Genomic DNA, 25321 nt, shown 5'->3' on the forward strand with positions numbered 1-25321 from the left:
AAACTTTAAACACCTAAAAGTTAATCATGTGAATTACTTCATCTGCTGCGTATTACTGTTTAACAGAGCCTAACATGATACCGGTTACAAAATACCTTTGAACAAATGGATAGATGGTGAGTATCGGCAAGATGGTGAGTACCATCGTTACTGACTTAATATTGGCAGCAATCTGTGTCAGGTTATCAGCTGAGGTTGCACCAGCAGTCGCCCCGCTTGTCGCTCCTGCAATCATATTGCGCAAATAAATGGTGACCGGGAACAGTTCTTTTTTGTCCAAATACAGAAAGGCTGGGAACCAGGAATTCCAATGGCCTACTGCGTAGAACAGCACCATTGTTGCCATAACAGCTTTACTCAGCGGCAAAATAATGCGTAACAAGATTCCGTAGGTGTTTAACCCATCAATGGAGGCAGCTTCCTCCAGTTCTTCAGGCATATTTTCAAAAAATGACTTCATGATCAGCATGTTGTATATGCTAATTGCACCCGGAACAACAAGAGCCCACATGGTGTTGTTGAATCCAAGGGAATTAATCAACACATAGTTAGGAATCAATCCGCCACTGAAGAACATCGTGAACACGGCGAACATGGTCAAAAACTTGCGACCCATCAACCTCTTTTTGGACAAGGCATATGCGAAAATAGTCGTCATGAACATGGAGATTAATGTACCTACCACGGTGTAGATAATCGTATTTTTATAATTCGTCCAGAACATGCTGTCACGTGAGATCGTCTTGTATGTCTCCACATTGAACCCTCTTGGGAATAGACTAACTTTTCCCGAATTAATATACGATTCACTACTGAAGGATTGTGCCACGACATTCAAAAATGGATAGAGCGTTATAAAAACCACGAACAGCAGAAAGATAACGTTGAATACTTTAAATACCTTGTAAGATCTGGATTCCTGCATGATGCTCCTCCTTTACCATAAGCTTCTTTGTGTCAGTCTGCGTGAGATGGCATTTACGGAGAACACCAGAATCAGACCGATCAGCGATTCGAACAAGCCAATTGCGGTAGCATAACTGAAGTTACTGGATTCCAGTCCGACCCGATACAGGTAAGTGGAGATCACATCAGATGTCTCGTAGATCAGCGGATTGTACAAGAGCAAGATCTTCTCAAATCCAACAGCCAGGAAATTACCCATGTTCAAAATCAATAATGTCACAATCGTTGGCAAGATCCCTGGTATCGTTACATGAATCGTTTGCTTCCAGCGATTGGCGCCATCAATACGCGCAGCCTCATACAAAGAATCATCAATCGTAGTGAGTGCAGCCAGATACAGTATCGCTCCCCAACCCATACCCTGCCATACCTCAGAAGTGATATAGATTGTTCTGAACCATTCAGCCCGCTGCATAAAAGGAATATTGTCTCCGGTGAAGAAAGCCACCAGTCCATTTATGGAACCATTCACTGCTGTCAGTTGCAGGATCATACCTGCAACAATAACGATGGACAGGAAATGAGGCAAATAAGACGCGGTTTGTACAAACTTTTTGAATCGTTTACTCTTCACTTCGTTAAGCATCAGTGCAAAAATAATGGGAACCGGGAATGTAAAGAGCAATGCAAGTCCGCCCAACATCAGCGTATTACCGAATACTCTCCAGAAGGTAGGGTCCTCAATGAACATTTTGAAGTACCTTAATCCCACCCACGTTTCTCCAAATATACTTCCCCCAGGAACAAAACGTCTGAACGCAATCACATTACCGATCATCGGACCATATTTAAAAATAAGGAGATAGATGATGGGAAGAATTAATAGTGAATACAGCTGCCAGTCTTTGCGAAACAAGGTTGCTGCCGTTCGTAATCTGCTTTCTTTGCGTAATGATGTCATGGTTAACGTTGTTTTAGCGGTTTCCGACTCCATGTGTTTTCACTCCGATCCAGGACTTGATAAGTAAGAGTAATACATGTAGAATTCCCCATTATTTCTCCTCTTGTAAAAGACAACAGCGCCTTCAACTTCACCCCCACTGCGAAATAGATCGTAGCTAAATGTAAGCGATATCATTTTAATGTGTTATGTAGAATCACACAATTCAAGATGCTTCATATCATTAATTAGCACTCGATAGGTAGTGTGATCTCCAAATTGAAAGGAGGTATCCAAAGCATGTGAAGCGCTTACAATAGATCCAAAATAGTTAGCAACCACTTTTGCTTCCATTCAACCGAATCAAGTCAAAAGAAATTGCTTAGGTCAATCTAAATACTAGTCATACTAGTATGTTAGTTATATTCTAATCCAGCTTCCCCCCAATTTCAATAACTTTTAGCAAAAAAAATGAGAATCTCATTTAACAAGGCAAATTAGTCACTAAAATTCAAAAAAACATTGGTAACTTCAAGAACGATATCATCGTTCATTGAAGCTTCCAATGTTTCAGGGTGCTGAGGAAAGATGTTATAGCTGATCTGCTCAGAACTTAGCAATAAGCTGATCTAATTCCGATAAATGCGTTATTTCATGGTCAGGCGCATAGGTTTCATTGTTGGTCTTATGCTCACGATTAATCCATACCGATTGGATGCCAGATGATAAAGCACCGCGAATATCAGTCGTCAACTTGTCCCCCACCATCATGCTCTCTTCGGGTTTAACACCCAGTTTACTCAAAGCATGTTCAAATATGGACGGATCTGGTTTTCCTTTTCCGAAGTTACCCGAGATAATAATTTCATCAAAGAAAGGAGTCAATTCAGGTACACCATCCAGCTTCTCTTGTTGCAAAGCAGGACAACCGTTCGTTAACAGCAACAGTTTGTACTTTCCGTGTAATTGACGCAAGGTATCCATTGTTTCTTCGTATACATGAGGTCTGGATCTCCGTTCTACCCCAAACTGCGCGGCAAGTTGTTCAGCAAGATCTTCCCGATCTATACCCAACTTCAACAAGCCACGACGCCAGGATTCTTTACGGTACACTGGAGCAAGTTGTTCCAACTGACGGAACTCAGGTTGATCTCCACCAGTAAAGTTAGCCCATAGACCTTCAAATGGATTAATTCCAATCATTTTGGTAAACGGAAAGGTTTCATAAGATTCATACAGCCCACGTGCCTCATTACGAACAGCTTCTTCAAGTTCTTCTGGTTTAACACCAGTCTCTTTAGCTGCAATTAGACAAGTCTCATGAAAAGCTTCTCGAACACTACGCTCATCCCACAATAAAGTATCATCCAGGTCGAACAAAATCGCTTTTAACGCCATTCCGATCATCTACCCCTTTATGCAATAATTACTTTTCTACGGTTTCCACGGTGATCTGGTGCGCTTTTGCAAACTTCAGCAAACGTTCTGCAATCGCATCTGTATCGTAACGGTTCAATAACTTGGTGAACACCCATCTTTTCCCGCGACTGTTATGTTCGATTACAACTGTGCCAGGTTCAATTCTGAATTTGACAATGTCGTCAACTCCAATTGAACGTTCACGATTCCCTTTTGTCGTTATAATCCGATTACTGCTAATCTTGATGTATGGACGACGAAGCATGAAGATCACTGCCAAAAATACGTAGAGCAGCATCGTCACCCAATCCCAGGTTGTCATCGGAGCTTGTACAAGGAACGTGCTCATAAACAGATACAAAAAGGCGAGGCCAATCAAAAAAATAGGGAACAAAAGGCTGCGTCCCTTAAAGACTTCTTCACCTGGTGTACCTGTGATTGGTTGACCACTTTTTTTACGTTGCTGATTTAACTGCTTGGAATTTTTCTTAACCGTTCTCTCGAACGAACGCGACATGTGAATCCCCCTTATGTGTCTTTGTATCGGCTTACATAACTGTAAACCAACATTCCCGCCTATAAATTGCACACTCAGAATAACAGGAAGAAACCTAAATATCATAATGATATCATTAGGTTTCGTTAGTGTTTGAGTTTGCCTTGGTGGCCTTTGTCATTCTCATCATCAACAATCTCAATGGTATCCAGTTGTTGTCTGAAATTACTGCGAATATTACTTAAATAAATCTCTCTTAGCTCGGCACGTTCAGCAAGTTCTTCCTCTGACAATCCAGTGGACTTCTGCTTACGAGCCAATTCGTTAATGCGTGCTACCAGACTATCTATATCCAAGCTTGTCCCCTCCAAAAATACAAAGTCATATTAACTTTGCCATGATAAAGGCAGCTTGTCAAGCTGATACGCGCTAACACTCATTAATGTGCATTTTATTCTGTAAATTGCGGTAGCGCTAGTACTTGACCCACTTGGATGGAAGTCGTATGAAGTTGATTCACTTTCTTAATTGCTTCTATATAAATACGTGTATCCATATTCGTCGGTTTATGTTCCAAAGAAATACTCCATAATGTTTCCCCTTGTGAAACGGCTATCTTCCCTCCAGGCAGAACATCATTCTCATTGCCAGCAAATACAGTTAAAACAGTACTGCATCCAATAAATATAATCAAAGAGGTAATGGCTACCTTTAACATCCATGAAGATATCTTGAAACGCGCTAAAACCTTCTTATAGTTCCCTATGTTAGACTTCACCAGTTCCGAATTCATTGGTTTATAAATGCTTTGATAAGTAGAATATCTCATTAAATCCCCGCCTCCAAACGTTTGTTCCTATCTATTGAAATCAATATAACACGAACATTTGTTTTGTTCAATAGATTTTTAGAACAATTGTTCGCTTTTTTTTCAAAGGAGAAATATCTTATTTGAATTTCTTTTGCAACATTTGCACTTTTGCAGTATCACGCTCTGGCTTTTAGACAGATTCTGTTCTAAAAGTTAAAAAACCTTGATTATATGCCATTTTATTTAGAACTTATGTTTGTACGAACGGAGGTTCTATGTTATAATTTTCCCAAACGTTACTAAAATGGGGTTGATACGGTATGTCGAAGATATCCAGCAGGCAGCAGGCAATTCTGGAATTTATACGAAATGAAGTCCGGTTGAAGGGGTATCCTCCTTCCGTACGGGAGATTGGTGAAGCTGTTGGACTGGCTTCCAGCTCAACAGTACATGGACATTTGGATCGTTTGGAGAAAAAAGGTTTGATCCGACGCGACCCTACCAAGCCAAGAGCCATTGAGCTTTTGAGCCAGGAAGAATCGGAGCATTCACATCAGTTTGCTCACAGCGTTGCACGTATTCCTGTCGTTGGTAAGGTTACAGCCGGGGTTCCAATCACTGCAACCGAGAACATTGAAGACTACTTCCCTCTTCCTACACATTATGTAGGTGAACAGAAAGTGTTTATGCTTTCTGTAGTCGGAGATAGTATGGTGGAAGCAGGAATCGTTAACGGAGATTACGTCATTGTCCGTCAACAGCAAACTGCTGATAACGGTGATATTGTCGTTGCAATGACTGAAGACGATGAAGCTACAGTGAAAACGTTCTATAAAGAGAAAGATCATATTCGCCTTCAACCGGAGAATGCGACCTTCGAGCCTTTACGTTTGAAACACGTTAGTATTCTGGGTAAAGTCATTGGCCTTTTCCGAGATATTCATTAATATTTCACACGAGTAACCAAACCAGATGCAATGAAATACGAAAGAGGTTGTCCTGACGAGCAGGACAACCTCTTTTTTCATGCTTATATTTTTAACAGCTAATTATTCACTGCGTTTCAGAACACTTTTGTGGTGGGAGAACACATCAAAGCTCTGTTGTCCGTGATATGAACCCATTCCACTCTCTCCTACCCCACCAAACGGGAGATAATGCGATGTCATATGAGAGAGTGTGTCATTAATACATCCTCCACCGAAGGATACTTGATTTAGAACCTGATCCTGGAGTTGCTCATCTCTTGTGAAAAGATATAGTGCCAATGGTTTTGGCCGGCGAACAATCTCATCCAGCATGGGATTCAGATCACTGTACGTAAATACTGGAAGAATCGGACCGAAGATCTCTTCTTGCATAACAGGTGATTCCCAGTTTACATCTCCAAGTAAAGTCGGCTCAATCAGCAACTGCTCCCGCACAGAATGTCCACCTATCAGTGTTTGGCCGTCTGTGAGGAATTTCGACAATCGATCAAAGTTACGCGTGTTGACGATATGCGGAAAATCAGCATTCTGTAACACATCATCCCCAAATTTATCTTTGATCTCTGCGCCAATCAGATCAATCAATTTATCATGTACTTGTTCATGCACAAGCAAGTAATCCGGAGCAACGCAAGTTTGCCCTGCATTCAGGAACTTACCACGAACAATACGCTGGGCCACCAGCTTTAGATCTGCATCACTATGGACAATAGCAGGACTCTTACCACCCAACTCAAGAGTTACAGGAGTGAGATGCTCCGCAGCAGCTTTCATCACAATGCGACCAACACCTGTGCTGCCTGTGAAGAAAATATAATCAAACTTCTCTTTCAACAATGCTGTGCTGGCTTCGACTTCCCCTTCCATAACCGCGATATACTCCTGAGGGAAGATCTCCTGAATCAGATCATACGTCAGACGAGACACCGCTGGTGTTAATTCAGAAGGTTTGATCACTGCACAGTTACCGGCTGCAATTGCTCCAATCAGTGGACCAAAGGCCAGTTGGAAAGGATAGTTCCAAGGTGCAATAATAAGCGCCACTCCGTAAGGTTCCGGGTAAATCGTACTCACCCCATCCGGCATAGCCGAATTGGTTGGGACTTGTTTGGGTGAAGCCCATTCCTGCAGATGTTCCAATGCAAAATCCAGTTCACCAAGAACAATGCGAATCTCGGAACCGTAAGCTTCCGCCTCAGATTTGTTCAGATCAGCACGAAGTGCATCTTGTATCCGTTGCTGATACTTTTCAATTCCCTTTCTAAGCTGTTGAAGCGCGTTAATTCGATACTCTATATTTTTAGTATGTCCTGTATAAAAAAATGTACGTTGTTCCGTCACCAGTTGTTTTGCTTGATCCATATTAACATCTCCAATTAATTATTTAAAATTAAATTGCTCGAAATTTAATTAAAGTATACCTCTTCTATATGAAACTTTCAACATACAATTGAAACATTTATCAATATTGATTTGTATGTATTTGTATGATAGTTGGATATTTTTAGGAGTGAGATTTAGTATTCTCCTCTGTTACTTGGCTATCAAAATTTCTAAGGATGTAATTTAAACCTTTTGCTTCCGACAGGTTGATGAAATGTAGAATGAACATATATTTCAATTCCGCTTTTTTAAGTTAATGGGTAAATGACAATGATTTTGAGTTATAACAAGCATGATTTTATACAATTCTTCAAATAGAAGGGTTTAGTTAGCAGCTATATAAAGCTCCTCTTTTATTGATGAGATTAGGGTTTATGATTATCTAAATCTGCGATTGATACATTTATGTGTTTTTGTAACTAAGGCATAGAATAATATAACAAAAAATTTGCTATGTATACACGTGTTTGATCAATCTATTGTATGAGAAAATGCAAAAAGGCTCCGCAACTCAATGCGGAGCCTTTTTTATTGAAAGCTTAATATTCACTCACTTCAAACGTAAGAACTCGATCAAACAGGATGTAGTCTTTGCGACTCTTGAACGGGCCTTTGTTATTATCATGCTTGTCAATTGCATAAGAAGCTTTACCACTTCCTGCTTGTTTTGTTTCATACCAATCAATAAAACTATTTACTTCTTGCATACTCAGATCGAATTCTTTCTCAAGGCCGCTAGTCATAGTTACTAATAGTATGGCTCGGTTACCAGATGGCTGTTCTGGTTCCACTGAATCTTCACTTTTTAATGAAAGCTTCTCGACTGTATTCAGAATGGTACTTCCATTATTTCCACCAATTATAAATATTTCTCCATTAACACTTACTGCTGTACTTTGATTTCTTACAGATGTTAAATCCGTGAAAGACCTGACCTCATTAGTTACAGGATTATAAACTTCTACTCTTGATAAAGTAGTAGCATTTTGACGCCCCCCCAACAAATATATTTCACCATTATATTCAGTTGTAGCTGAGGCATTGGCAGCTATTTTAAAATTGTTCTTTTGTATCCAGTTGTCGCTAGCTGGGCTGTATTCATAGATAGCACTTGACATTCCGTTTGTAATACCAGTAGCTCCATCATATGCATAAATTTTTCCATTTACTGTAGTCGCACTCATTGCATTTAGTGCTAAAGGGAAATTTTTCAAAGTAGTCCACTTATCATTCTTAATATCGTAACGTTCAACTGTAGATAAAATTTTACTATTGTCTGCTCCGCCTATAACATAAATCATGCCATCTAAAATCGCTACACCAGACCAGGATCTAGCTATTGTTAAGCCTGAAACTGTCTCCCAGCTATCCGTAAGTGTATCGTAAACTTCGACCTTGTTTGTTCTATAAGTAGCATTGTTACTATCATAATATCCACCAATTACATATATTTTTTTCTCATATGCAACAGCGCTCACAGCTGCGCGACTTGTAGGCATATTAGCTTTTTGAGCCCACTTATTTGTTCCAGGATCATATACAAAGGATGTGTTCATCTTCACACCAGTAGAAGCTTGATCATTTGATGCTGCGCCACCAAATACATATATTTTTCCATCTACTACTGCAGTCGCCGCTCCAGTTCTTGCAGCAGGCAAATCTGCTACACTAACCCACTCATTTGTTTCTGCAGCCTTCGCGTGACCTGGAAATAAAATAATTAGGAAAATAGATAATGCTAAGACAATTTGTAAAGCTCTTTTCATTTTGAACTCTCTCCCCTAGTATGTAATATCAGAAGCTTATACTTTGGAATAGTTTATGTCTAAACATAAACTTGCTGATCTATAAAAATCATCTAATTTATTGCATTTTTATTTTATATTGGATGCGTATCTCCACAAATTACCCGTTTCTATTCTTAAATATTTGAGTAAAATTACATAGTATAGAGTCTCAAAGGAGGCATTAATATGTGCGGTAGATTCACAATCACTGATCCCATAGAAGCTATAATGGACAGGTACTATGCATCTATAGCTGATGGCTTTGAGTACAAACCTAATTACAATGCAGCACCCATGCAGTACATCCCAACGATAATAGGCAGCAAAAACGGTAATCGATTAGGCTCGCTCCGGTGGGGACTCGTTCCTTCATGGGCTAAAGATGACAAGATCGGTAATAAGATGATTAATGCCCGGGCCGAGACATTGACTGAAAAGGCTTCCTTTAAACGGTTGATCAGCTCCAAACGTTGTATCATTCCGACAAATGGATTTTACGAGTGGAAGAAAGAAGGATCTACAAAACGGCCGATGCGCATCTTGATGAAGGATGACCGTTTATTCTCGCTTGCTGGCCTGTATGATACCTGGACAAATCCGGACGGAAACAAATTAAGTACGTGCACCATTATTACAACGGAACCAAATAGCCTTATGGAGGATATCCATAACCGCATGCCAGTGATCCTGCGCCCGGAAGATGAGGCTGAGTGGCTTGGAAGAGATAAAGATAATGCTCAGTCTCTACTCGGTCTGCTTAAGCCATATCAAGCTTCTGAGATGAGAGCATATGAGGTGTCGAAAGAAGTTGGTAATGTGCGGAATAACAATGAAGGATTGTTAAAAGAAATGAGATAAAAATTAACAGCTTTATCGACCTAAGAAAAGTCGGTAAAGCTTTTTTATTACATCTAACACTTACTTGAATATATAGGTTTAATTGTTTAGACATGTAACTAATAATACTTTATTCTTATGTAATTAAAAAAACAATATAAGGAGATCACAATGCAAAAGTTAAAAATGATTATTACTACATTATTTACCTTAGTTCTTCTATTAAGCTTCTCGACAAGTACATATGCGGCAACTGTAGATAGTATCCTTAAGGCACCTGAAGAGGGTTGGACTCGTTTTGATGATAGAGCGCCTGAGTTAGTTTATTCAAAGGATGATTGGGAATTGCTTAAATATGATGTTACAGCTGCTGATTACAATCAAACAGTACTCGGTGCTAAACATAAAAAAAAGAGTGAAATTAAATTTAAATTTGAAGGATCAAAAATTAGATTACTAATAAACAAATCTCACAGCTATTCAAAAAAAGTCGCCATAAGTATTGATGGAAAAGTTGAATACTTTTCTGCAAATAATGAGACTTGGATTCATCAAATAGTTGGGTACGAGAAATTAGATCTTAAATATGGAATCCATGAAGTAATTATATGGACTGAGACCCCTTCAGAAAATGTTGTAACATACGATTATAGATTTGATGCTATTGATATTAATGGATCTTTAGTAGACTTTAATTATGTAGAACCTGAAGTACCGACCACTCCCGATCCCGAGCAACCGTCTGTAGGTAGAGCGATACTCGTAGTTACCATGACAACTGGTTTGGAGAAGGAATTTGATCTTCCAATGAGTGATGTAAATGCATTCCTCAACTGGTACGACGCTCGCGATGTAGGAACCGGACCAGCTAAATTCGCCATCAATAAGTATGGCAACAACAAAGGTCCATTTAGCAAGCGTACTGATTACGTTATCTTCGATAAGATATTGACATTTGAAGTAAGTGAATATAATACCAATTAATAGAAGACTCTGTGCTTTTGCACGGAGTTTTTTCTGTTAAAATGCGTGGATATAACCACACAGGTCTCTAGGTTAAAAAAAGTCGGAGGTAGGTTCTGTTTGATAATACAGTGAGACCTATGGTGTGTTATTCTTTGCGGTCTTCACTTTGGTAATGTTTGTTGAAGGTATTATGCTCATAGGCAGGATGTTTATTAATATCTATAGGAAATTAAGTCGTATAAGAATCAGAAAAATGGAGTCACGTAGATCATGTGGACAAATGATTTCTAGCTCAGCAATCATATGTCCTAATTGCGGCGAGAATTATGGCAAAATTAACGGGTATACAGATTCAATATTTTTTTGCTTTTTACTGGGATTTGGTTTAATTGGTCTGGCATTCAATAGCTTGTCAGAATTCCTTGATATATTTAATGATTATAGATTTTTAAGATACCTGTACATAGTAAAAAAAGGAGCCACTGATGATGGCTCCTTTTTAGTACCCTAAAACTCAAACCACTCACGAAAGTACCTCTTAGCTGCTATCATAATGGATCTTGTGTTATATGCTTCTATTGGCCCCATTCAACGAAGGTGCTCTCGACCTAAACATGCCAAACGGATAACTTAACCTATAATAGGTCTGCCGTGTTTGTATTTTCGTTAAGCACATCCGTTCTCTCCCGCAAAAAGAAAAACCCCTCAGCGCTAGAGCGCCAAGGGATTCAGCTATTAGTACAACGTAATATATTGATCGCGTTCCCATTGGTGGACTTGTGTACGGTACATATCCCACTCAATTTCTTTCAGCTCATAGAAGTGAGCCAAAGCGTGGTCGCCGAGAGCGTCACAAATGACTTCGCTGCGGATCAATTCGTTCAATGCTTCTTTCAGGTCAGCTGGCAAGCTTGGAATGCCTTCTTCCACACGCTCTTCTTCTGACATGATGTAGATGTTACGGTCAATCGGAGCTGGTAAGGAAAGCTCACGTTTGATTCCGTCCAGACCTGCCTTCAACAAAACAGCCAAAGCCAAGTAAGGGTTAGCAGCTGGATCCGGGTTACGAACTTCAACACGTGTGCTCAAACCACGGGAAGCTGGAATACGGATCATTGGGCTACGGTTACTAGCAGACCATGCTACATAGCAAGGCGCTTCATAACCTGGTACAAGACGTTTGTATGAGTTCACAGTCGGGTTAGTAATTGCTGCAAAAGCACGCGCGTGCTTCAAAGTTCCAGCCATGAAGTGACGTGCAGTTTTGCTCAGACCCAACTCGTCCGACTCGTCAACGAATGCGTTCTCATTGCCTTTGAACAAGGATTGGTTACAGTGCATACCGGATCCGTTCATACCAAACAGCGGTTTCGGCATGAATGTAGCATGTAAACCATGCTGACGTGCAATCGTTTTAACAACGAGTTTGAACGTTTGGATTTGGTCAGCTGCTTTCAGAGCATCAGCATATTTGAAGTCGATCTCATGCTGACCCGGAGCTACCTCATGGTGGGAAGCTTCGATCTCAAAGCCCATTTCTTCAAGGGTGATAACGATGTCACGACGACAATTTTCACCAAGATCCGTAGGCGCAAGGTCGAAATAACCACCTTGGTCATTCAGTTCGTTAGTCGGGTTTCCTTTTTCGTCTGTTTTGAACAAGAAGAACTCAGGTTCAGGACCGACGTTGAAAGAAGTGAATCCCATATCTTGAGCTTCCTTCAGGTTTCGTTTCAAGATGCCACGTGGATCTCCTGGGAATGGATTACCGTCCGGAAGATATACATCACAGATCAGACGTGCAACACGGTTCTCTGCTACCCATGGGAAAATAAGCCAAGAATCTAGATCTGGATAGAGGTACATGTCGGACTCTTCAATACGTACATAACCTTCAATGGAAGATCCATCGAACATCATTTTGTTATCCAGAGCCTTAGTCAACTGGCTCACAGGAATCTCAACGTTTTTGATAGCTCCAAGCAAATCAGTAAATTGCAATCGAATGAATCGTACGTTTTCTTCTTTCGAGATGCGGAGAATGTCTTCTTTTGTATAGCTCACTATAACCTCTCCCTTTCTTATCTGCGTATTTGGCTTGCCTGTTATATTTGTACATTAGAATGTTCCACGGGTCAAGGAGTCTCACACCAAAAGTGCATGTTTTCCCCTTACTCGCCAAGTTATGCGAATTTACTTTTTATTAAAGAATCGGGAAAGCTCTCCCTGAATGAGAGATACTTGTCCAGGTCTCTTACCTGATACAAGCTGCTGCTTCAGCAAGCGGTGCAACTGCGTATCGGATAGCTCTCTGCGCTTAACTTCTGTATCTGGCGTGATAACTGTAGCTTCCTCGGATTCTTTGGAAACAGGATTCATCACTTGTTTGATCCCCGCGATGTTAACTCCTTTTTCAATCAAAGCCTTGATCTCTAGTAATCTCTCTACATCATTGAAAGAGAATAACCGTTGATTGCCTGACGTTCTCGCAGGAACGATCAAGCTATGCTGCTCATAATAACGAATCTGACGTGCGGATAGATCCGTAAGTTTCATTACAATACCAATCGGGAATAAGGCCATATTTCTGCGAATTTCATCACCCATGTTCATCAACCTTCCAGTCATCTATTCTTCACCCTATTGTACATTTAGTTGTTACCAAGTGTCAATGACGTGTTAGATAAACTCACAATAATTTACGTTCCTTCATCGTCTGTAACGCCATCAAAACGCCATATTTGACATGAGAGTACGTTAATCCGCCTTGCATATACCCGATATACGGCTCCCGAATCGGCGCATCGGCTGATAATTCCAGACTTCCGCCCTGAATGAACGTACCTGCCGCCATAATGACAGGATGTTCATAACCAGGCATATCCCACGGTTCAGGAACCACATGACTATCCACGGCTGCTGCGCGCTGAATTCCCTGCACGAAGGCAATTAAATGCTCAGCAGAGCTGAATTGAACAGCCTGGATCAGATCTGTACGAGCTTCATTCCAAGCAGGTTTGGTTACAAATCCGGATTCAGCAAACATCGCAGCAGCAAAGGTACTACCTTTAATAGCTTGTCCTACAATTGTCGGTGCCATGTAAAGTCCTTGGTAGATGCCGCGAGTTGTTCCGAGCATTGCTCCAACCTCTCCCCCAATTCCCGGAGCGGTCAGACGATAAGCTGCCAGCTGTACGTACTGTTCCTTCCCACATATGTATCCACCGGTTTCCGCAATGCCTCCACCAGGATTCTTGATCAGTGATCCGGCCATCAGATCAACTCCGACTTCAGTCGGTTCACGTTCCTCCGTGAATTCACCGTAACAATTATCTACGAATACGATGACATCTTCCTTCAGCGCTTTAACACGCGTGACCATCTCAGCAATCTCAGCAACACAGAAGGAAGAGCGCCAGTCATAACCACGTGAACGTTGAATCCCAATGACTTTTGTAGCCGGTGTTATGCTTTTCTCGACTGCTGCCCAGTCCACTCCACCCTCAGCAGTTAAGGCCGTCTCACGGTAGCCGATGCCAAAATCGCGTAGCGAACCTGTACCATCACCGGGTGTGCCAATAACTTTATGCAATGTGTCATAAGGCTTACCGGTGATGTACAATAATTCGTCACCTGGGCGCAACACTCCAAAGAGAGCTGTGCTAATCGTATGTGTACCTGAAGCGAAATGAGGACGTACCAATGCGGCTTCCGCACCGAACACATCAGCATATACTTCATCAAGCACTTCACGCCCACGATCGTTGTACGCATAACCTGTTGAACCTGCAAAGTGAAAATCACTTACTTTTCGCTGTTGGAAGGCATTAATCACCTTCCATTGATTGTGATCTGTAATCCGATCAATCTGTTGAAGTTGTCCTTCAATCTGACGCTCCACTTGACGTTGAAGTTCAGATATTTCTGAATCAAAGCTTACCATCTTACTTCATTCCCCTTCATAGCACGAATCTGACGTTAAATATCTATTATCGTGTCAACTTATCACACCAATATGTCATGAGTATTACGATTCAATAAAATTTTCAAGCATATAACCAAATTTCTCATATTCACCTTTTTGCAATTCCACTTCATAAATAACATCATTCTCTTCAAAGCTGGTATCCACTACATCACCAATTTTGTAGAGTACCGACGTAAGGTCACCCCGTTCTGCCGGAATACGGAAACGTTTCGTGTCACCTGTCAGTTCTGTCTGAATCAATTCACGGATTTTAAGCAGATCCTCAGGATCTAATGCGCTTACTTTGATGTGATCCTTATCCAATGGAAGCATCTCAAGTTGCTCTGGTGTGCACGCATCTTTCTTGTTATACAGGACTAACTGCGGCTTGTCCCCTGAACCGAGTTCTTGCAAAATCGTGTTAACCGTTCTCATCTGATCTTCGCGCATAGCTGATGAGGCATCCACAACATGCAGGATGAGATCTGCTTCATTCACTTCTTCCAGCGTTGCACGGAATGCTGCAATCAGGTCATGCGGGAGATTTTGAATAAATCCAACGGTGTCGGTAAGTACAATCTCTTTACCACTTGGAAGTTCCATTGTGCGTGATGTTGGATCCAGAGTCGCAAATAGCTGATCTTGGATATATACATCTGCAGCCGTCAACTGCTTGAGCAAGGTTGATTTGCCGGCATTGGTATAACCAACCAGAGCCACCTGAACAATACCTGTCTTTTTGCGGCGTTCACGGTGCAACTTGCGATGACGAGTCAATTCTTCCAGGTGACGCTTCAGATCATCGATGCGACCACGGATGTGACGACGGTCTGTCTCCAGCTTGCTTTCACCGGGACCTCTTGTTCCGATTCCGCCCCCGAGTCTGGACAGGTTCTTGCCATGACCCGACAAACGTGGCAGCAAGTAGCTATGTTGAGCTAATTCCACTTGAATAATACCTTCTCTGGTGTTGGCACGTTGTGCAAAAATGTCCAAAATCAATTGGGTACGATCAATAATTTTAAGATCGAGGCTTTCTTCCAGATTCCGAACCTGAGCGCCTGACAATTCCTGATCAAAAATAGCTGTAGTTGCTCCGAGTTCCTCTGCAATTGCACGAAGCTCTTCCACTTTACCTTTACCAATGAACCATTTGGTATCCCGTTTTTCCCTGTTCTGAGAAAGCACACTTAGTACTTCCACTCCAGCTGTCTCCGCAAGTTTTACCAGTTCTTCTAAAGAATACTCAGGATTGATACCTGTACGTTTTACATCATCTGTAACAAGACTCACCAAGACGGCGCGATCTTTTTTAACCATATCTGTATCATGTGTGCCATTTGTCATGTATATATTCACTCCCTCTAATTACTGTTCCGTTGATATACACTGCCACGAATATGCCATGGCATGCCTTAAGCCGAACCGGTTGGCCCGGCCGGCTGGTGTAAAAACTATATTATCGCTTACTTTCGTTCAAAGTTCAAATCCTCTGTACGGATTGTCATCAGCTCCAGTTTCCCTGGACTGCCTTCTGAATATTGTTCCAACAGACGAACCGCCTGATGCCTGATCGAACGTTCTATGGCATTACGAACGTATCTGGCATTACTGAAGGCATGAAGTGAATCATTTTTTTCCTGAAGCAAATGCTGCTTTAGCTTGAGTATGGTCTGAGGCATTAGAATATAATCACGTTCTTTGGCCATAATTTCAGAAATTTGAATCAACTGATCAATACTATAGTCTGGAAACTCCACTTGAATGGGAAAGCGAGAAGGTAGTCCGGGATTCGTCTGGAGAAAAAAATCAATTTCTTCCGAGTACCCGGCAAGAATCAGGATAAACTGATTTTTGTTATCTTCCATGGACTTAACAAGCGTATCAATGGCTTCCTTGCCAAAATCTTTCTCTCCACCGCGGGCCAAACTGTAAGCTTCATCAATGAACAAAATTCCACCGAGTGCTTTCTTGACCAAATCTCTTGTTTTCTGTGCCGTGTGACCAATATATTCTCCAACTAAATCCGCACGCTCTACTTCAATAAGATGACCTTTACTCAACACACCCATCTTCTGAAAGAGTTTGGCAACGATCCTTGCTACGGTTGTCTTGCCGGTCCCCGGATTGCCTTTGAAGATCATATGATACACGTGCGCACCACTCAGTAAACCTGCTTCAGTACGCATCTGAGCAATCTGTAGAAATGCATAGATCTCAAATACCAAGTCTTTGATATTTTCAAGTCCAACCAGTTGCTCCAATTCGCCCTGTATCTCCTGGAAATGCGCATGTTTGGTTATACTCTTGGCTGCCTGTACTGCTGCCGCTTCATCTTTGACCAACATCTGAGGTTCCTGGTTACGCAACACAATATTAATTTGTCTGGATGGTCTGCCTCCTGGTTGCTCTCCTGCAGCCATGACCCGTCCGTTCATTCGCCATCACCTCTATTTTATCGGGCTGTACTCTCCTGATTATTAATGTATTCTATCAGGTGCTCCAATATTAGAAGGATCATGAAGAATTCTACGGCTAGGTACATGTCTTAGATCTGAATGTTTTTTCGAAACTCTCCATTCTCAAACAAACTTTGCCTGTGCTTCAGCGATAACTGAAAGTATGGGAATACATGTGCATCAATGGCATGCAGCAGTTCCTTTGCCGTCTTGTTAGCCAAGTCATAATCACCTGTCGTAATATGCTTCCGTGACAAGGCATCCTCAAGTTCATCTTCATCCAGCAAAAATACTTCTCCATCTTTCAGTACAACGACATCCAGATACAGGTCATCAAACCAAGGAACACCCTGATCCGTTATGCCCTGGCTACGGCATGTATCAATATACCATTCCACAATCCGTTCCTGATCATCAAACATCGCTGTAACTACAAAGTGCTCTCCCTTCGGGTAGTATTGCAGCCAGGAATAACCTTTATCTGCGATACAGAAGGTACTGCCTCCATAGGTTTTCCACAAAGGTTCTTTCAAATCCTGTATGGTATACAACGTAATATAACCTGTGAAAATTTTGGATTGAACGAACCGGCATGTGAATTGTCGGTTCGTAATCCGGCGCCAGTTCGCGCGGTCCCCGAATTTCCGTTTCATACGAACCCCTCTTTGCCGACTACAGGTCCGCGACCTGCTCTGATGTTATTGGTGAACAATGTATTAACGTCCGCATAATGGATTCCAGCGATCTGGACCCATCTTGCACAACGTATTACGAATAGTTACAGCTTACCATATTTAAGGTATACACTCAAAATCAAGCTTTGTCCCACCTTTTCATTAAATGTTCTTCTATATATAGAAAGTAACGTATAACAAAAATACCTGCTTCACCGAGTTTCCGGGAAGCAGGTATTTTCAATTTAGCTATGGTGCAGCCATTTGGTCATTCATTGACTTAACCGCCGGTTCCAGTTTGAGAATCTGAAGGTGCGTCTGTTCCTCCAGTATCACCACTCGTTCCGCTGTCTGGAGTTACAATCTCGCCCGGTGTTGTTACGGCACCATCATCAGTGCCTTCACCTGTACCGCCTGGCTCTGTTGTTCCCTGACCAGGTGGGGTCGTGTTTCCTCCACCAGATTGACCGTTACCTTGGCCGGCTCCACCGTTATTACCGTTATTGCCATTGTTTCCGTTATTCCCATTTCCATTTCCGTTGTTGCCATTTTCATTCCCGTTACCGTTATTCCCGTTCGAGTTGCCGTTATCCGGTGAACCATTGTCCGGATTATCCATGCCTGGCTGCTCGGGATCTGTTTCTGTTCCAGGATCTATACCAGGATCAGGTTCCTCCGGCGGCATTTCCTGCGCTTCAATCATCAGGGAGATCGTGTTCGAAGGATCCGTCTCCTGTCCTGAAGCCAAGTCGTAGGCTGTCACATAGTACTCATAGGTCAGGCCAGGCAATGCACTTAAATCTTGTGCACTGGTCGATCCCACTGAATCAATGAGATGTGTGAACTGACCTTCGGAGGTTTCTTTACGATACACCCGATATTGCGTGCTCGCGTCTCCCGTTCCAGTCCAACTCAGTGAGACGGTTTGAGCATTTGGATCGTATGATCCACTCAAACCACTAACGGACAGAGCTGGTTGTTCCGGTTCTTCTACTGGCGGAGGTGCCTGCCCTCCAGCCGGTGCTTTAAATTGCTTCACGGGAACGCCTTTCAAAGCATCTCCCATGACTTTGGCAAAGAAAGCTGCGGACAGCTTACTGCTGTTCTTAAGCATATGATTGGCATCCGGATTGTCATAGCCCATCCAGACAGCGGCAGTCCATTCCGGTGTATATCCAACGAACCATACATCACGGTTGGCACTGTTGCCAGAGATACCACTTTGAACCGTTCCTGTTTTGCCCGCTACCGGACGATCCAGACGTGCTGAACGTCCCGTACCGTCATTAACAACATTCTGCAGCATCTGTGTAAGCTGATACGCATTTTTCTCGCTCATGACACGCGTTGTGTCCGAGTTATCGTGTTTATATGTGGTTTTGCCTGCGCTATCCTTTATTTCCTTAATCGAATAGGCTTGTCGGTACTCTCCGAGGTTGGCAAATGCACTATAGGCTTGCGCCATTTCCAGTGTATTTGTACCTTTACTCAGACCACCGAGGGCAATCGCCAAGTTTTTGTCTTCATCTGTCAGCTGTATACCTACACTCTTGGCAAAATTAATACCTGTGTTAACACCTATTTTATCAAGCAACCAAACCGCAGGAATATTTTCAGACTTCGTAATGGCATCTGTCATACTGATCGTTGAAGAATATCCATGCAAGTTACCCGGGCAGTAGTTACCAAAACATTGCTTCGCATTGCTCAGCGAGGAGTTGGCACTGTAATTTCCTGATTCAAGAGCCGGTGCATAAGATACAATCGGTTTAAAAGCTGAACCCGGTTGTCTTCGACTCTGCGTTACACGGCTATAACCCTTGGTCTGATAATCCCGTCCACCCAGAAGGGCAACCAGACTGCCATTCTCGTGGTTCATGATCACCATGGAGCCTTGAACCTGTTGATCGTCTTTACTTGCCTCGAACAGACTATCATCTGTAAAGGCAGTTTCCATGGCTGTTTGAGCCTGAGCATCCATGGTTGTATAGATTTTGTATCCGCCGATATTCAGATCATCTTCCGTTTTACCTGTTACGCGTTCAGCTTCACGGAGTACATAATCAATAAAGGCTTGATATTTCATGTCTTTCTCTGGTCGCTTGTAGTTATAATTAACCTCTTTTGCTTCGTCCATCTCCGCCTTGGTAATGTATCCTTGCTCATACATCAGCTGCAATACCACACCACGGCGTGCTTTGGAATCGTTTGGATTGCTTACAGGATTATAGGCAGAAGGCCCTTTTGGCATAGCTGCCAATGTAGCAATTTGCCACAACTTCAACCTCTTGAGATCGGTAACTCCAAAATAAAATTCAGATGCCGCTTTAATCCCGTAACGCTGATGACCGAAGAAAATCCGGTTCAGATACATTGTCAGAATCTCGTCTTTTGTGTACTTGCGCTCTAATGCCATAGCAATCGATACTTCCGTTGCTTTACGGAAGAATGTTTTGTCACGGGACAAGAACATGTTCTTGGCAAGCTGCTGGGTAAGCGTACTACCGCCTTCCACCATGGAACGGGCCATGACGTCTCTAACTGCTGCACGTCCAATGGACCAGATATCCACGCCCTGATGCTCATAGAATCGCTTATCCTCCGTTGCAACAAAGGCTTGCTTCACCAGTTCAGGAATATCGTCTTCTTTGACGGGTTCCAGCTTCTGAATGGACAGCTCTCCCATTAATTGGCCATTGCGATCATATACTTTAGAAGTTTCATTAATTGTGGTTTTGTCCTTGTTGGCTTTGAGCAGATTCTCACCGCTCACCATAATAAATAAATATCCGCCTAGTGCACAGAATATGGCGATCGCCATTGTGAAAAACAGTGTCCATCCAACGCGTTTACCCGTAATTTTTTTCTTTTTAGAGGTCTTTGGTTTCGCTTTTTTGGATGACTTGTTATTGTTGTTGCGATTGTTAGACCTCGACAACGGATCGTTTGGCATGTTACCTCCTGACTCCCTTTCAGTTGCATAAATTCTATTCGTCTGTTGGCTCAAGCATATATTAAACATATTTTGCCCGGAATGAAAAGAACAACCCTTTATTCAGGTTGCTCTGTTTCAATACCTATACTTGTAGACGAAATGGTTGGTGAAAAGGTTTCGTAATTTTTTTAAGCTTCCCCGCTGTTATCTTGCTGCATCAGCGATACGCTGCGTTGCGGCGTGAACGTGGAGATGGCATGCTTGTAGACCATTTGCTGGCGTCCGTCGCTGTCAATGACGATCGTAAAATTGTCAAATGCCTTGATCGTCCCGCGGATTTGGAAGCCGTTGGTCAGATAGACCGTAGCAGGAATATTTTCTTTCCGCAGTTGGTTCAAGAACGTATCTTGGATGTTGATGGACTTGTTCATTAGCCGTACCCCCATTGGTTCATTTGAATTCGTGTTCAAGTAATATTCAATATCGCTGAGTAGCTTTCGTGCTATTATATCATGAACAGTTTCATATAATCCACAAAAACCCCTTGTCTGCTATTTTATACCCAATCTTTGCGAGATGAATAAATAGTAGACTTATCCATTATACACCGCTTGTCAGTTTTGCAAAAGAGGGACAAAATTTTCATTTTCAATCACTCTTATTCGTTGTTTGGAGAATACAATATCTCTTTCATTTGTTCAAATGAAAAGTAAAAACCTCTATCCTTTTAATAACTAAAAGGTAGAGGTTTACATATCTTGATCTAATCCAGGCCAGTCAGATGAATACTAATCTTCGCACAAATCAATCAAATTTCTGTGCAATCAATTCACTAATCTGCTTGTATTTCCCTTCAAAATCCTCGGTATCCGTCATGTCCACCCATTCAATATCCTTCATATGGCGGAACCAGGAAAGCTGTCTTTTGGCAAACCGGCGCGTATCCCTCTTCAGCCACTCAACCGCAGCTTCCCAACTCACTTCCCCTTGCAAGAACGCTGCAATTTCCTTATATCCAAGACCTTGCATAGAAATATGACCTCTAGCCACTCCGCGTTCCAACAGGGACTTCACCTCATCTACCAGACCTTGTTCGATCATGAGATCAATCCGCTCTTCTACCCGTGCATATAACTTCTGCCGATCCATGGTCAAACCAACAATAAGCAGGTCATAAGGTGACTCTTTCTTCTGTACGGCCAACTGATCAGACCACTTCTCACCTGTAAGGTGATGGATCTCAAGCGCACGTACAATTCGCCTTTGGTCATTCGGATGCAGACGATCCGCACTAACTGGATCCACTTCCCTCAATCGATCATGAAGAGCCTGTGCTCCGTGTTGCTCCGCATAGCTGAATTGTTCCTCTCTGAACGCTTCATCTGAACCACTATCCGAAAATTGAAAACCGTAACATACAGATTCCACATATAGCCCAGTGCCGCCTACAATAAAGGGCAATTTACCTCGTTCATGAATTTCACTAATCAATCGGGTACAACTTTCCTGAAACTCGGCCACAGAATACGGGTACTCAGGTTCATGAATATCAATAAGATGATGAGGTACACCCTTCATTTCTTCAGAGGTAATCTTGGCTGTTCCGATATCCATTTCACGATATACCTGCATCGAATCACCCGAGATAATCTCACAATTAAAAGCTTGCGCAAGCTCGATGCTCATTCTTGTTTTGCCTACTGCTGTTGGTCCAACCAGCACAAGCAGTTTAGGTTTTGGTTTAACTTCCACTTTCAACATTAATCACTCCGTACAGGGTTTTTGCATTCGCCCGATCAAGTATTTCGAATCCGAGCCTGTCAAACTCCGCGCTGCCGCGCTTCTCTTTCATCACTACCCGTTTACGGGCAACCCGTTTCGCTTCCACAATGCTCTGTTCATCCAGCGCATGGGCATTCGCATAATTCCGCAATGGCTGTATCGCACTTGAATCCATCATTGGTTCACGGAACATGGGGTCAAAATATACAGTATCACAGCTTCGATCCGGCATGGAGCGCAGTAACTCAAGATGGTCCACGTGCCGCAGATCTATGCGCCGGAAAGCCTCATCCACCAAGGGTTGATTGCTCTTATAATAGGACATTCCTTCCAGAAGCAGGGTATAGAGCGGTTGCGAACTTTCACAGGCGATGACCCGTCCACGCTTACCAGCTGCAACCGAAAATACCAGCGCATCTGAACCGAGTCCAGCGGTACAATCAACAATCGTGTCTCCCTCAAGCACAGAACCAGCTTCCAGCATGGGATCGGCTTCCCCTCTTAGAACACGTTTCGCGCGAACAAATCCCATACTGGGGTGAAACTCAAGCTCCGTCGCATCCTTACGAAACAAGCGCGCTCTGCCATTGAGCACGACCAGGATTTCGTTGATACCATAATGTTCAATCAATTTGGGTAAAGACGTTCTATTGCGCGGTACGTAGGTACCTCCTGTCGTTTCGGCGAGCTTGCGTGCACGCTCTACCTGAGAGGCAATCTCCTTGTCACCGGTTGTAATGTACATAATGTCCCCCTAAATAGCTACATCACTCGTTTAAATAATTTTTCCAGATCATATGTTGAAAATGAAATCACAATCGGCCGCCCATGCGGACAAGTGTACGGCTGCCGACAAGCACCCAGACGCTGAATCAGCACTTCTGCTTCCTGATCCGTCAGCTTCTGGTTGGCTTTGATGGATGCCTTGCAGGAGCACATAATCGATGCTGCTTCCCGCATCTTGGCGACGTCTATGCTGCGTTCACTAAGAACCCATTCGGACATTTCTTCGATAATGTCTTTCTCGTCTCCTTTGGGGAACCAGAACGGATGGGAGCGCACACGGAACGTCTGTCCACCAAAGTGCTCCAAATACACGCCTGCCTGCTCGAACCAGGCCAGTCTTGTTTTCAGTTTTTCAGTCTCTGAAGGTGTAAACTCCAGCGTAATCGGCAGCAACAACTCTTGTGAGGCTTGAGCAGGATTGCCAAACTTCTCGTAATAATACTCATAATTCACGCGTTCATGAGCCGCATGCTGATCAATCAAATATAAACCCTGGTCATTCTGCGCGATCAAATACGTACCATGATGCTGTCCAATCAGACTCAGCTCCGGAAATGCAGGCATGGACGCATCCGATTGAATGGCAGCAGCAAGTTTCGTGGCATCAGGCATACCCGAATTTTTCCACGTCCGTTCATTTCTCGCAATCGAAGACGGATTATACGATGAACGTGCTTCCCTAACAGGTGAAGATACGGATTCGGAGCGATACATTGCCGGTTTGCCTTCAGCCAGCGGGTTCTCTGTTGCTACACGATCTTGAGGAGAAGGGTCCGTCTTTGGAGAAGTTTCGGAAGAACTTGTACTTCCTTCCTTAGTCCCTTCCTGCGCGTTAGCAGTTGTCTGCCCCACCTCATGGCCAGTCCCCTTCTGCAAAATATCCCCGCTCCACACTTCTATCTGCTCAGGAGGATATGTAACCTCAGGTGGAGCTTCGGGCAACGGCACGTTCTGCCCTTGTTCAGATACCGGCTGTGCTGAAGACACATCCGCCGGAGCATCCAAATCCAGATCATCATCTTCTGCAGTCAACTTTAACAATGGATTGGCAGGTTTCCCGAGTGGGCCTTGTTGCCCATAGCCTTCTGCATCAGACTGGTCTTTCAGCGGACCACGTGGAAAGAGAAATTGTTCCTGAATAAAGGAACTATCGTCTCCACGTCGGATTTGCTGTTTTTTGACCTGTGGAATCAACACCTCCTGCCGGAGTATCCCTCGCAAAGTCGTCTCCACGAATTCATATAGTTCCGGTTCCTTGCTGAAGCGAACCTCCAGCTTGGCCGGATGTACGTTTACATCCACAAGGGACGGATGCATCTCCAATTGCACCACGACAAGCGGGAAGCGATTGATGGGCAGCAAGGTATGGTAGGCTTTGAGGATCGCCTGATTAAGACCGTAATTGCGAACAAATCGCCCATTAACAATCGTTGACATCCCCCCACGATTCGCTCGTGTCCATTCTGGCAGGCTGATCAGCCCGCTTACCCGGTAATCCAGACTTTCCCCCTGGAAGGGAAGCATCGCTTTGGCAGCGCTTGTCCCATAGATCGCGGCAACCACTTGCAGCAGATCGCCGTTACCCAACGTCTGAAGCAACACATTCTCATTATGACGTAATCTGAACGAAATGTTTGGATGAGACATCGCCATCCGGTAAAGAACATCAGATATATGTCCCAGTTCCGTCTGGATCGTTTTCATATATTTCAGTCTGGCCGGTGTATTGTAAAATAGTTCTTTCACTGCAAAATCTGTACCTTGGGGTGAGGTTGCATCTTCATGAGAGACTAAGTTCCCGCCTTCAATTACAATGCGGCGCCCACGCCCGTCATTGTTACTTGCCGATAGCACCTCTACTTTGGACACTGCGGCAATACTCGCCAGGGCTTCCCCTCGGAATCCAAGGCTTGTAATCTGGAACAGATCTCGGCCATGAGCTATTTTGCTGGTCGCATGACGATAAAAGGCAGTTTCCATATCCTCTGGCTCGATACCCGAACCATTGTCTTTGACACGAATACTGAGGAGTCCGCCCTCTTCTACCGTGACTTCAATCTTGGTGGCGCCTGCATCCACCGAGTTTTCAAGCAACTCTTTGACAACCGACGCAGGCCGTTCGACCACTTCACCCGCCGCAATCTGGTTGGCAATATGTTCATCTAGCACATGTATTTTCGCCAC

The 25321-nt window shown here is 43.1% G+C and carries 22 protein-coding genes; 3 read left to right on the forward strand and 19 right to left on the reverse strand.

Annotation, left to right across the window (positions count from 1 at the left end):
* Positions 1-52: 52 nt before the first annotated feature.
* From ACTHPG_RS12135 to ACTHPG_RS12160, 6 genes are all read right to left on the reverse strand, one after another.
* Positions 53-925 carry a carbohydrate ABC transporter permease gene (locus tag ACTHPG_RS12135; protein WP_091020710.1) on the reverse strand — a complete coding sequence of 291 codons (873 nt, stop codon included), beginning with the start codon at positions 923-925 and terminating at the stop codon, positions 53-55.
* Positions 926-937: 12 nt separating this feature from the next.
* Positions 938-1867: an ABC transporter permease gene (locus ACTHPG_RS12140; protein WP_371129062.1), complete on the reverse strand. Its 930-nt coding sequence runs from the start codon at positions 1865-1867 to the stop codon at positions 938-940.
* A gap of 585 nt (positions 1868-2452) precedes the next feature.
* Complete coding sequence (locus tag ACTHPG_RS12145) at positions 2453-3244, reverse strand: HAD family hydrolase (RefSeq protein ID WP_278294610.1); 792 nt, start codon at positions 3242-3244, stop codon at positions 2453-2455.
* A 28-nt stretch (positions 3245-3272) separates the two neighbouring features.
* Positions 3273-3782, reverse strand: a complete 510-nt coding sequence (locus ACTHPG_RS12150) for a hypothetical protein (RefSeq protein ID WP_017688037.1) — start codon at positions 3780-3782, stop codon at positions 3273-3275.
* A 125-nt stretch (positions 3783-3907) separates the two neighbouring features.
* A complete protein-coding gene (locus ACTHPG_RS12155) occupies positions 3908-4117 on the reverse strand; it encodes a DUF896 domain-containing protein (RefSeq protein WP_017688036.1) in 210 nt (69 codons plus the stop codon).
* Between the two features lie 95 nt (positions 4118-4212).
* Entirely contained in the window at positions 4213-4590 is a 378-nt protein-coding gene (locus ACTHPG_RS12160; RefSeq protein ID WP_440389587.1) for a LysM peptidoglycan-binding domain-containing protein, read from the reverse strand.
* Positions 4591-4892: 302 nt separating this feature from the next.
* Between ACTHPG_RS12160 and lexA the strand changes: the two genes are divergently transcribed.
* On the forward strand, positions 4893-5519 hold the full coding sequence (lexA, locus tag ACTHPG_RS12165) for a transcriptional repressor LexA (RefSeq protein WP_017688034.1): 627 nt from the start codon (positions 4893-4895) through the stop codon (positions 5517-5519).
* A 102-nt stretch (positions 5520-5621) separates the two neighbouring features.
* On the opposite strand, the gene ACTHPG_RS12170 is transcribed toward lexA, so the two are convergent.
* Together ACTHPG_RS12170 and ACTHPG_RS12175 are read right to left on the reverse strand one after the other, a co-directional pair.
* Entirely contained in the window at positions 5622-6923 is a 1302-nt protein-coding gene (locus ACTHPG_RS12170; protein WP_440389588.1) for an aldehyde dehydrogenase, read from the reverse strand.
* A 560-nt stretch (positions 6924-7483) separates the two neighbouring features.
* A complete protein-coding gene (locus tag ACTHPG_RS12175; RefSeq protein ID WP_440389589.1) occupies positions 7484-8710 on the reverse strand; it encodes a Kelch repeat-containing protein in 1227 nt (408 codons plus the stop codon).
* 207 nt (positions 8711-8917) lie between these two features.
* Here ACTHPG_RS12175 and ACTHPG_RS12180 point away from each other — a divergent pair, with 207 nt between their 5' ends.
* Together ACTHPG_RS12180 and ACTHPG_RS12185 are read left to right on the forward strand one after the other, a co-directional pair.
* Positions 8918-9589: an SOS response-associated peptidase gene (locus ACTHPG_RS12180; protein WP_440389590.1), complete on the forward strand. Its 672-nt coding sequence runs from the start codon at positions 8918-8920 to the stop codon at positions 9587-9589.
* A 150-nt stretch (positions 9590-9739) separates the two neighbouring features.
* A complete protein-coding gene (locus ACTHPG_RS12185; protein ID WP_440389591.1) occupies positions 9740-10552 on the forward strand; it encodes a hypothetical protein in 813 nt (270 codons plus the stop codon).
* 717 nt (positions 10553-11269) lie between these two features.
* Here the strand turns inward: ACTHPG_RS12185 and glnA are convergent.
* The 11 genes from glnA to mutL form a co-directional block, all read right to left on the reverse strand.
* Positions 11270-12598, reverse strand: coding sequence for a type I glutamate--ammonia ligase (gene glnA / locus ACTHPG_RS12190; RefSeq protein ID WP_091029299.1), 1329 nt, complete (start codon positions 12596-12598; stop codon positions 11270-11272).
* A gap of 129 nt (positions 12599-12727) precedes the next feature.
* The gene (locus ACTHPG_RS12195) at positions 12728-13141 is read right to left on the reverse strand and encodes a MerR family transcriptional regulator (RefSeq protein WP_056689944.1); all 414 of its coding nucleotides are present in this window, start codon (positions 13139-13141) and stop codon (positions 12728-12730) included.
* 82 nt (positions 13142-13223) lie between these two features.
* Entirely contained in the window at positions 13224-14477 is a 1254-nt protein-coding gene (locus ACTHPG_RS12200; RefSeq protein WP_440389592.1) for an aminotransferase class I/II-fold pyridoxal phosphate-dependent enzyme, read from the reverse strand.
* 84 nt (positions 14478-14561) lie between these two features.
* Positions 14562-15848 (reverse strand): GTPase HflX, encoded by a 1287-nt coding sequence (gene hflX / locus ACTHPG_RS12205; protein ID WP_440389593.1) that lies wholly within the window; start codon positions 15846-15848, stop codon positions 14562-14564.
* A 119-nt stretch (positions 15849-15967) separates the two neighbouring features.
* Positions 15968-16939, reverse strand: coding sequence for an AAA family ATPase (locus ACTHPG_RS12210; protein ID WP_062834999.1), 972 nt, complete (start codon positions 16937-16939; stop codon positions 15968-15970).
* 110 nt (positions 16940-17049) lie between these two features.
* Positions 17050-17613, reverse strand: coding sequence for a DUF402 domain-containing protein (locus ACTHPG_RS12215; RefSeq protein WP_062835000.1), 564 nt, complete (start codon positions 17611-17613; stop codon positions 17050-17052).
* Positions 17614-17914: 301 nt separating this feature from the next.
* Positions 17915-20587, reverse strand: a complete 2673-nt coding sequence (locus tag ACTHPG_RS12220) for a PBP1A family penicillin-binding protein (protein ID WP_440389594.1) — start codon at positions 20585-20587, stop codon at positions 17915-17917.
* A 170-nt stretch (positions 20588-20757) separates the two neighbouring features.
* Positions 20758-21000: an RNA chaperone Hfq gene (hfq, locus tag ACTHPG_RS12225; protein WP_017687918.1), complete on the reverse strand. Its 243-nt coding sequence runs from the start codon at positions 20998-21000 to the stop codon at positions 20758-20760.
* A 373-nt stretch (positions 21001-21373) separates the two neighbouring features.
* The gene (gene miaA / locus ACTHPG_RS12230; protein WP_440389595.1) at positions 21374-22330 is read right to left on the reverse strand and encodes a tRNA (adenosine(37)-N6)-dimethylallyltransferase MiaA; all 957 of its coding nucleotides are present in this window, start codon (positions 22328-22330) and stop codon (positions 21374-21376) included.
* The gene (locus ACTHPG_RS12235; RefSeq protein ID WP_440389596.1) at positions 22311-23096 is read right to left on the reverse strand and encodes a class I SAM-dependent methyltransferase; all 786 of its coding nucleotides are present in this window, start codon (positions 23094-23096) and stop codon (positions 22311-22313) included. Before ACTHPG_RS12235 ends, miaA begins: the two co-directional genes overlap by 20 nt.
* A gap of 17 nt (positions 23097-23113) precedes the next feature.
* Positions 23114-25321 carry a DNA mismatch repair endonuclease MutL gene (mutL, locus tag ACTHPG_RS12240; RefSeq protein ID WP_440389597.1) on the reverse strand — a complete coding sequence of 736 codons (2208 nt, stop codon included), beginning with the start codon at positions 25319-25321 and terminating at the stop codon, positions 23114-23116.

Origin of the sequence: Paenibacillus sp. SAF-068, from assembly GCF_051967555.1 — a bacterium.
Classification (GTDB): domain Bacteria; phylum Bacillota; class Bacilli; order Paenibacillales; family Paenibacillaceae; genus Paenibacillus.

Excerpts from the sequence above, each read along its gene's own strand:
- ACTHPG_RS12135 (WP_091020710.1), bottom strand. The coding sequence starts at position 925 with ATGCAGGAATCCAGATCTTACAAGGTATTTAAAGTATTCAACGTTATC.
- ACTHPG_RS12140 (WP_371129062.1), bottom strand. The coding sequence starts at position 1,867 with ATGACATCATTACGCAAAGAAAGCAGATTACGAACGGCAGCAACCTTG.
- ACTHPG_RS12145 (WP_278294610.1), bottom strand. The coding sequence starts at position 3,244 with ATGGCGTTAAAAGCGATTTTGTTCGACCTGGATGATACTTTATTGTGG.
- ACTHPG_RS12150 (WP_017688037.1), bottom strand. The coding sequence starts at position 3,782 with ATGTCGCGTTCGTTCGAGAGAACGGTTAAGAAAAATTCCAAGCAGTTA.
- ACTHPG_RS12160 (WP_440389587.1), bottom strand. The coding sequence starts at position 4,590 with ATGAGATATTCTACTTATCAAAGCATTTATAAACCAATGAATTCGGAA.
- lexA (WP_017688034.1), top strand. The coding sequence starts at position 4,893 with ATGTCGAAGATATCCAGCAGGCAGCAGGCAATTCTGGAATTTATACGA.
- ACTHPG_RS12170 (WP_440389588.1), bottom strand. The coding sequence starts at position 6,923 with ATGGATCAAGCAAAACAACTGGTGACGGAACAACGTACATTTTTTTAT.
- ACTHPG_RS12175 (WP_440389589.1), bottom strand. The coding sequence starts at position 8,710 with ATGAAAAGAGCTTTACAAATTGTCTTAGCATTATCTATTTTCCTAATT.
- ACTHPG_RS12180 (WP_440389590.1), top strand. The coding sequence starts at position 8,918 with ATGTGCGGTAGATTCACAATCACTGATCCCATAGAAGCTATAATGGAC.
- ACTHPG_RS12185 (WP_440389591.1), top strand. The coding sequence starts at position 9,740 with ATGCAAAAGTTAAAAATGATTATTACTACATTATTTACCTTAGTTCTT.
- ACTHPG_RS12195 (WP_056689944.1), bottom strand. The coding sequence starts at position 13,141 with ATGGGTGATGAAATTCGCAGAAATATGGCCTTATTCCCGATTGGTATT.
- ACTHPG_RS12200 (WP_440389592.1), bottom strand. The coding sequence starts at position 14,477 with ATGGTAAGCTTTGATTCAGAAATATCTGAACTTCAACGTCAAGTGGAG.
- hflX (WP_440389593.1), bottom strand. The coding sequence starts at position 15,848 with ATGACAAATGGCACACATGATACAGATATGGTTAAAAAAGATCGCGCC.
- ACTHPG_RS12210 (WP_062834999.1), bottom strand. The coding sequence starts at position 16,939 with ATGAACGGACGGGTCATGGCTGCAGGAGAGCAACCAGGAGGCAGACCA.
- ACTHPG_RS12215 (WP_062835000.1), bottom strand. The coding sequence starts at position 17,613 with ATGAAACGGAAATTCGGGGACCGCGCGAACTGGCGCCGGATTACGAAC.
- ACTHPG_RS12220 (WP_440389594.1), bottom strand. The coding sequence starts at position 20,587 with ATGCCAAACGATCCGTTGTCGAGGTCTAACAATCGCAACAACAATAAC.
- hfq (WP_017687918.1), bottom strand. The coding sequence starts at position 21,000 with ATGAACAAGTCCATCAACATCCAAGATACGTTCTTGAACCAACTGCGG.
- miaA (WP_440389595.1), bottom strand. The coding sequence starts at position 22,330 with ATGTTGAAAGTGGAAGTTAAACCAAAACCTAAACTGCTTGTGCTGGTT.
- ACTHPG_RS12235 (WP_440389596.1), bottom strand. The coding sequence starts at position 23,096 with ATGTACATTACAACCGGTGACAAGGAGATTGCCTCTCAGGTAGAGCGT.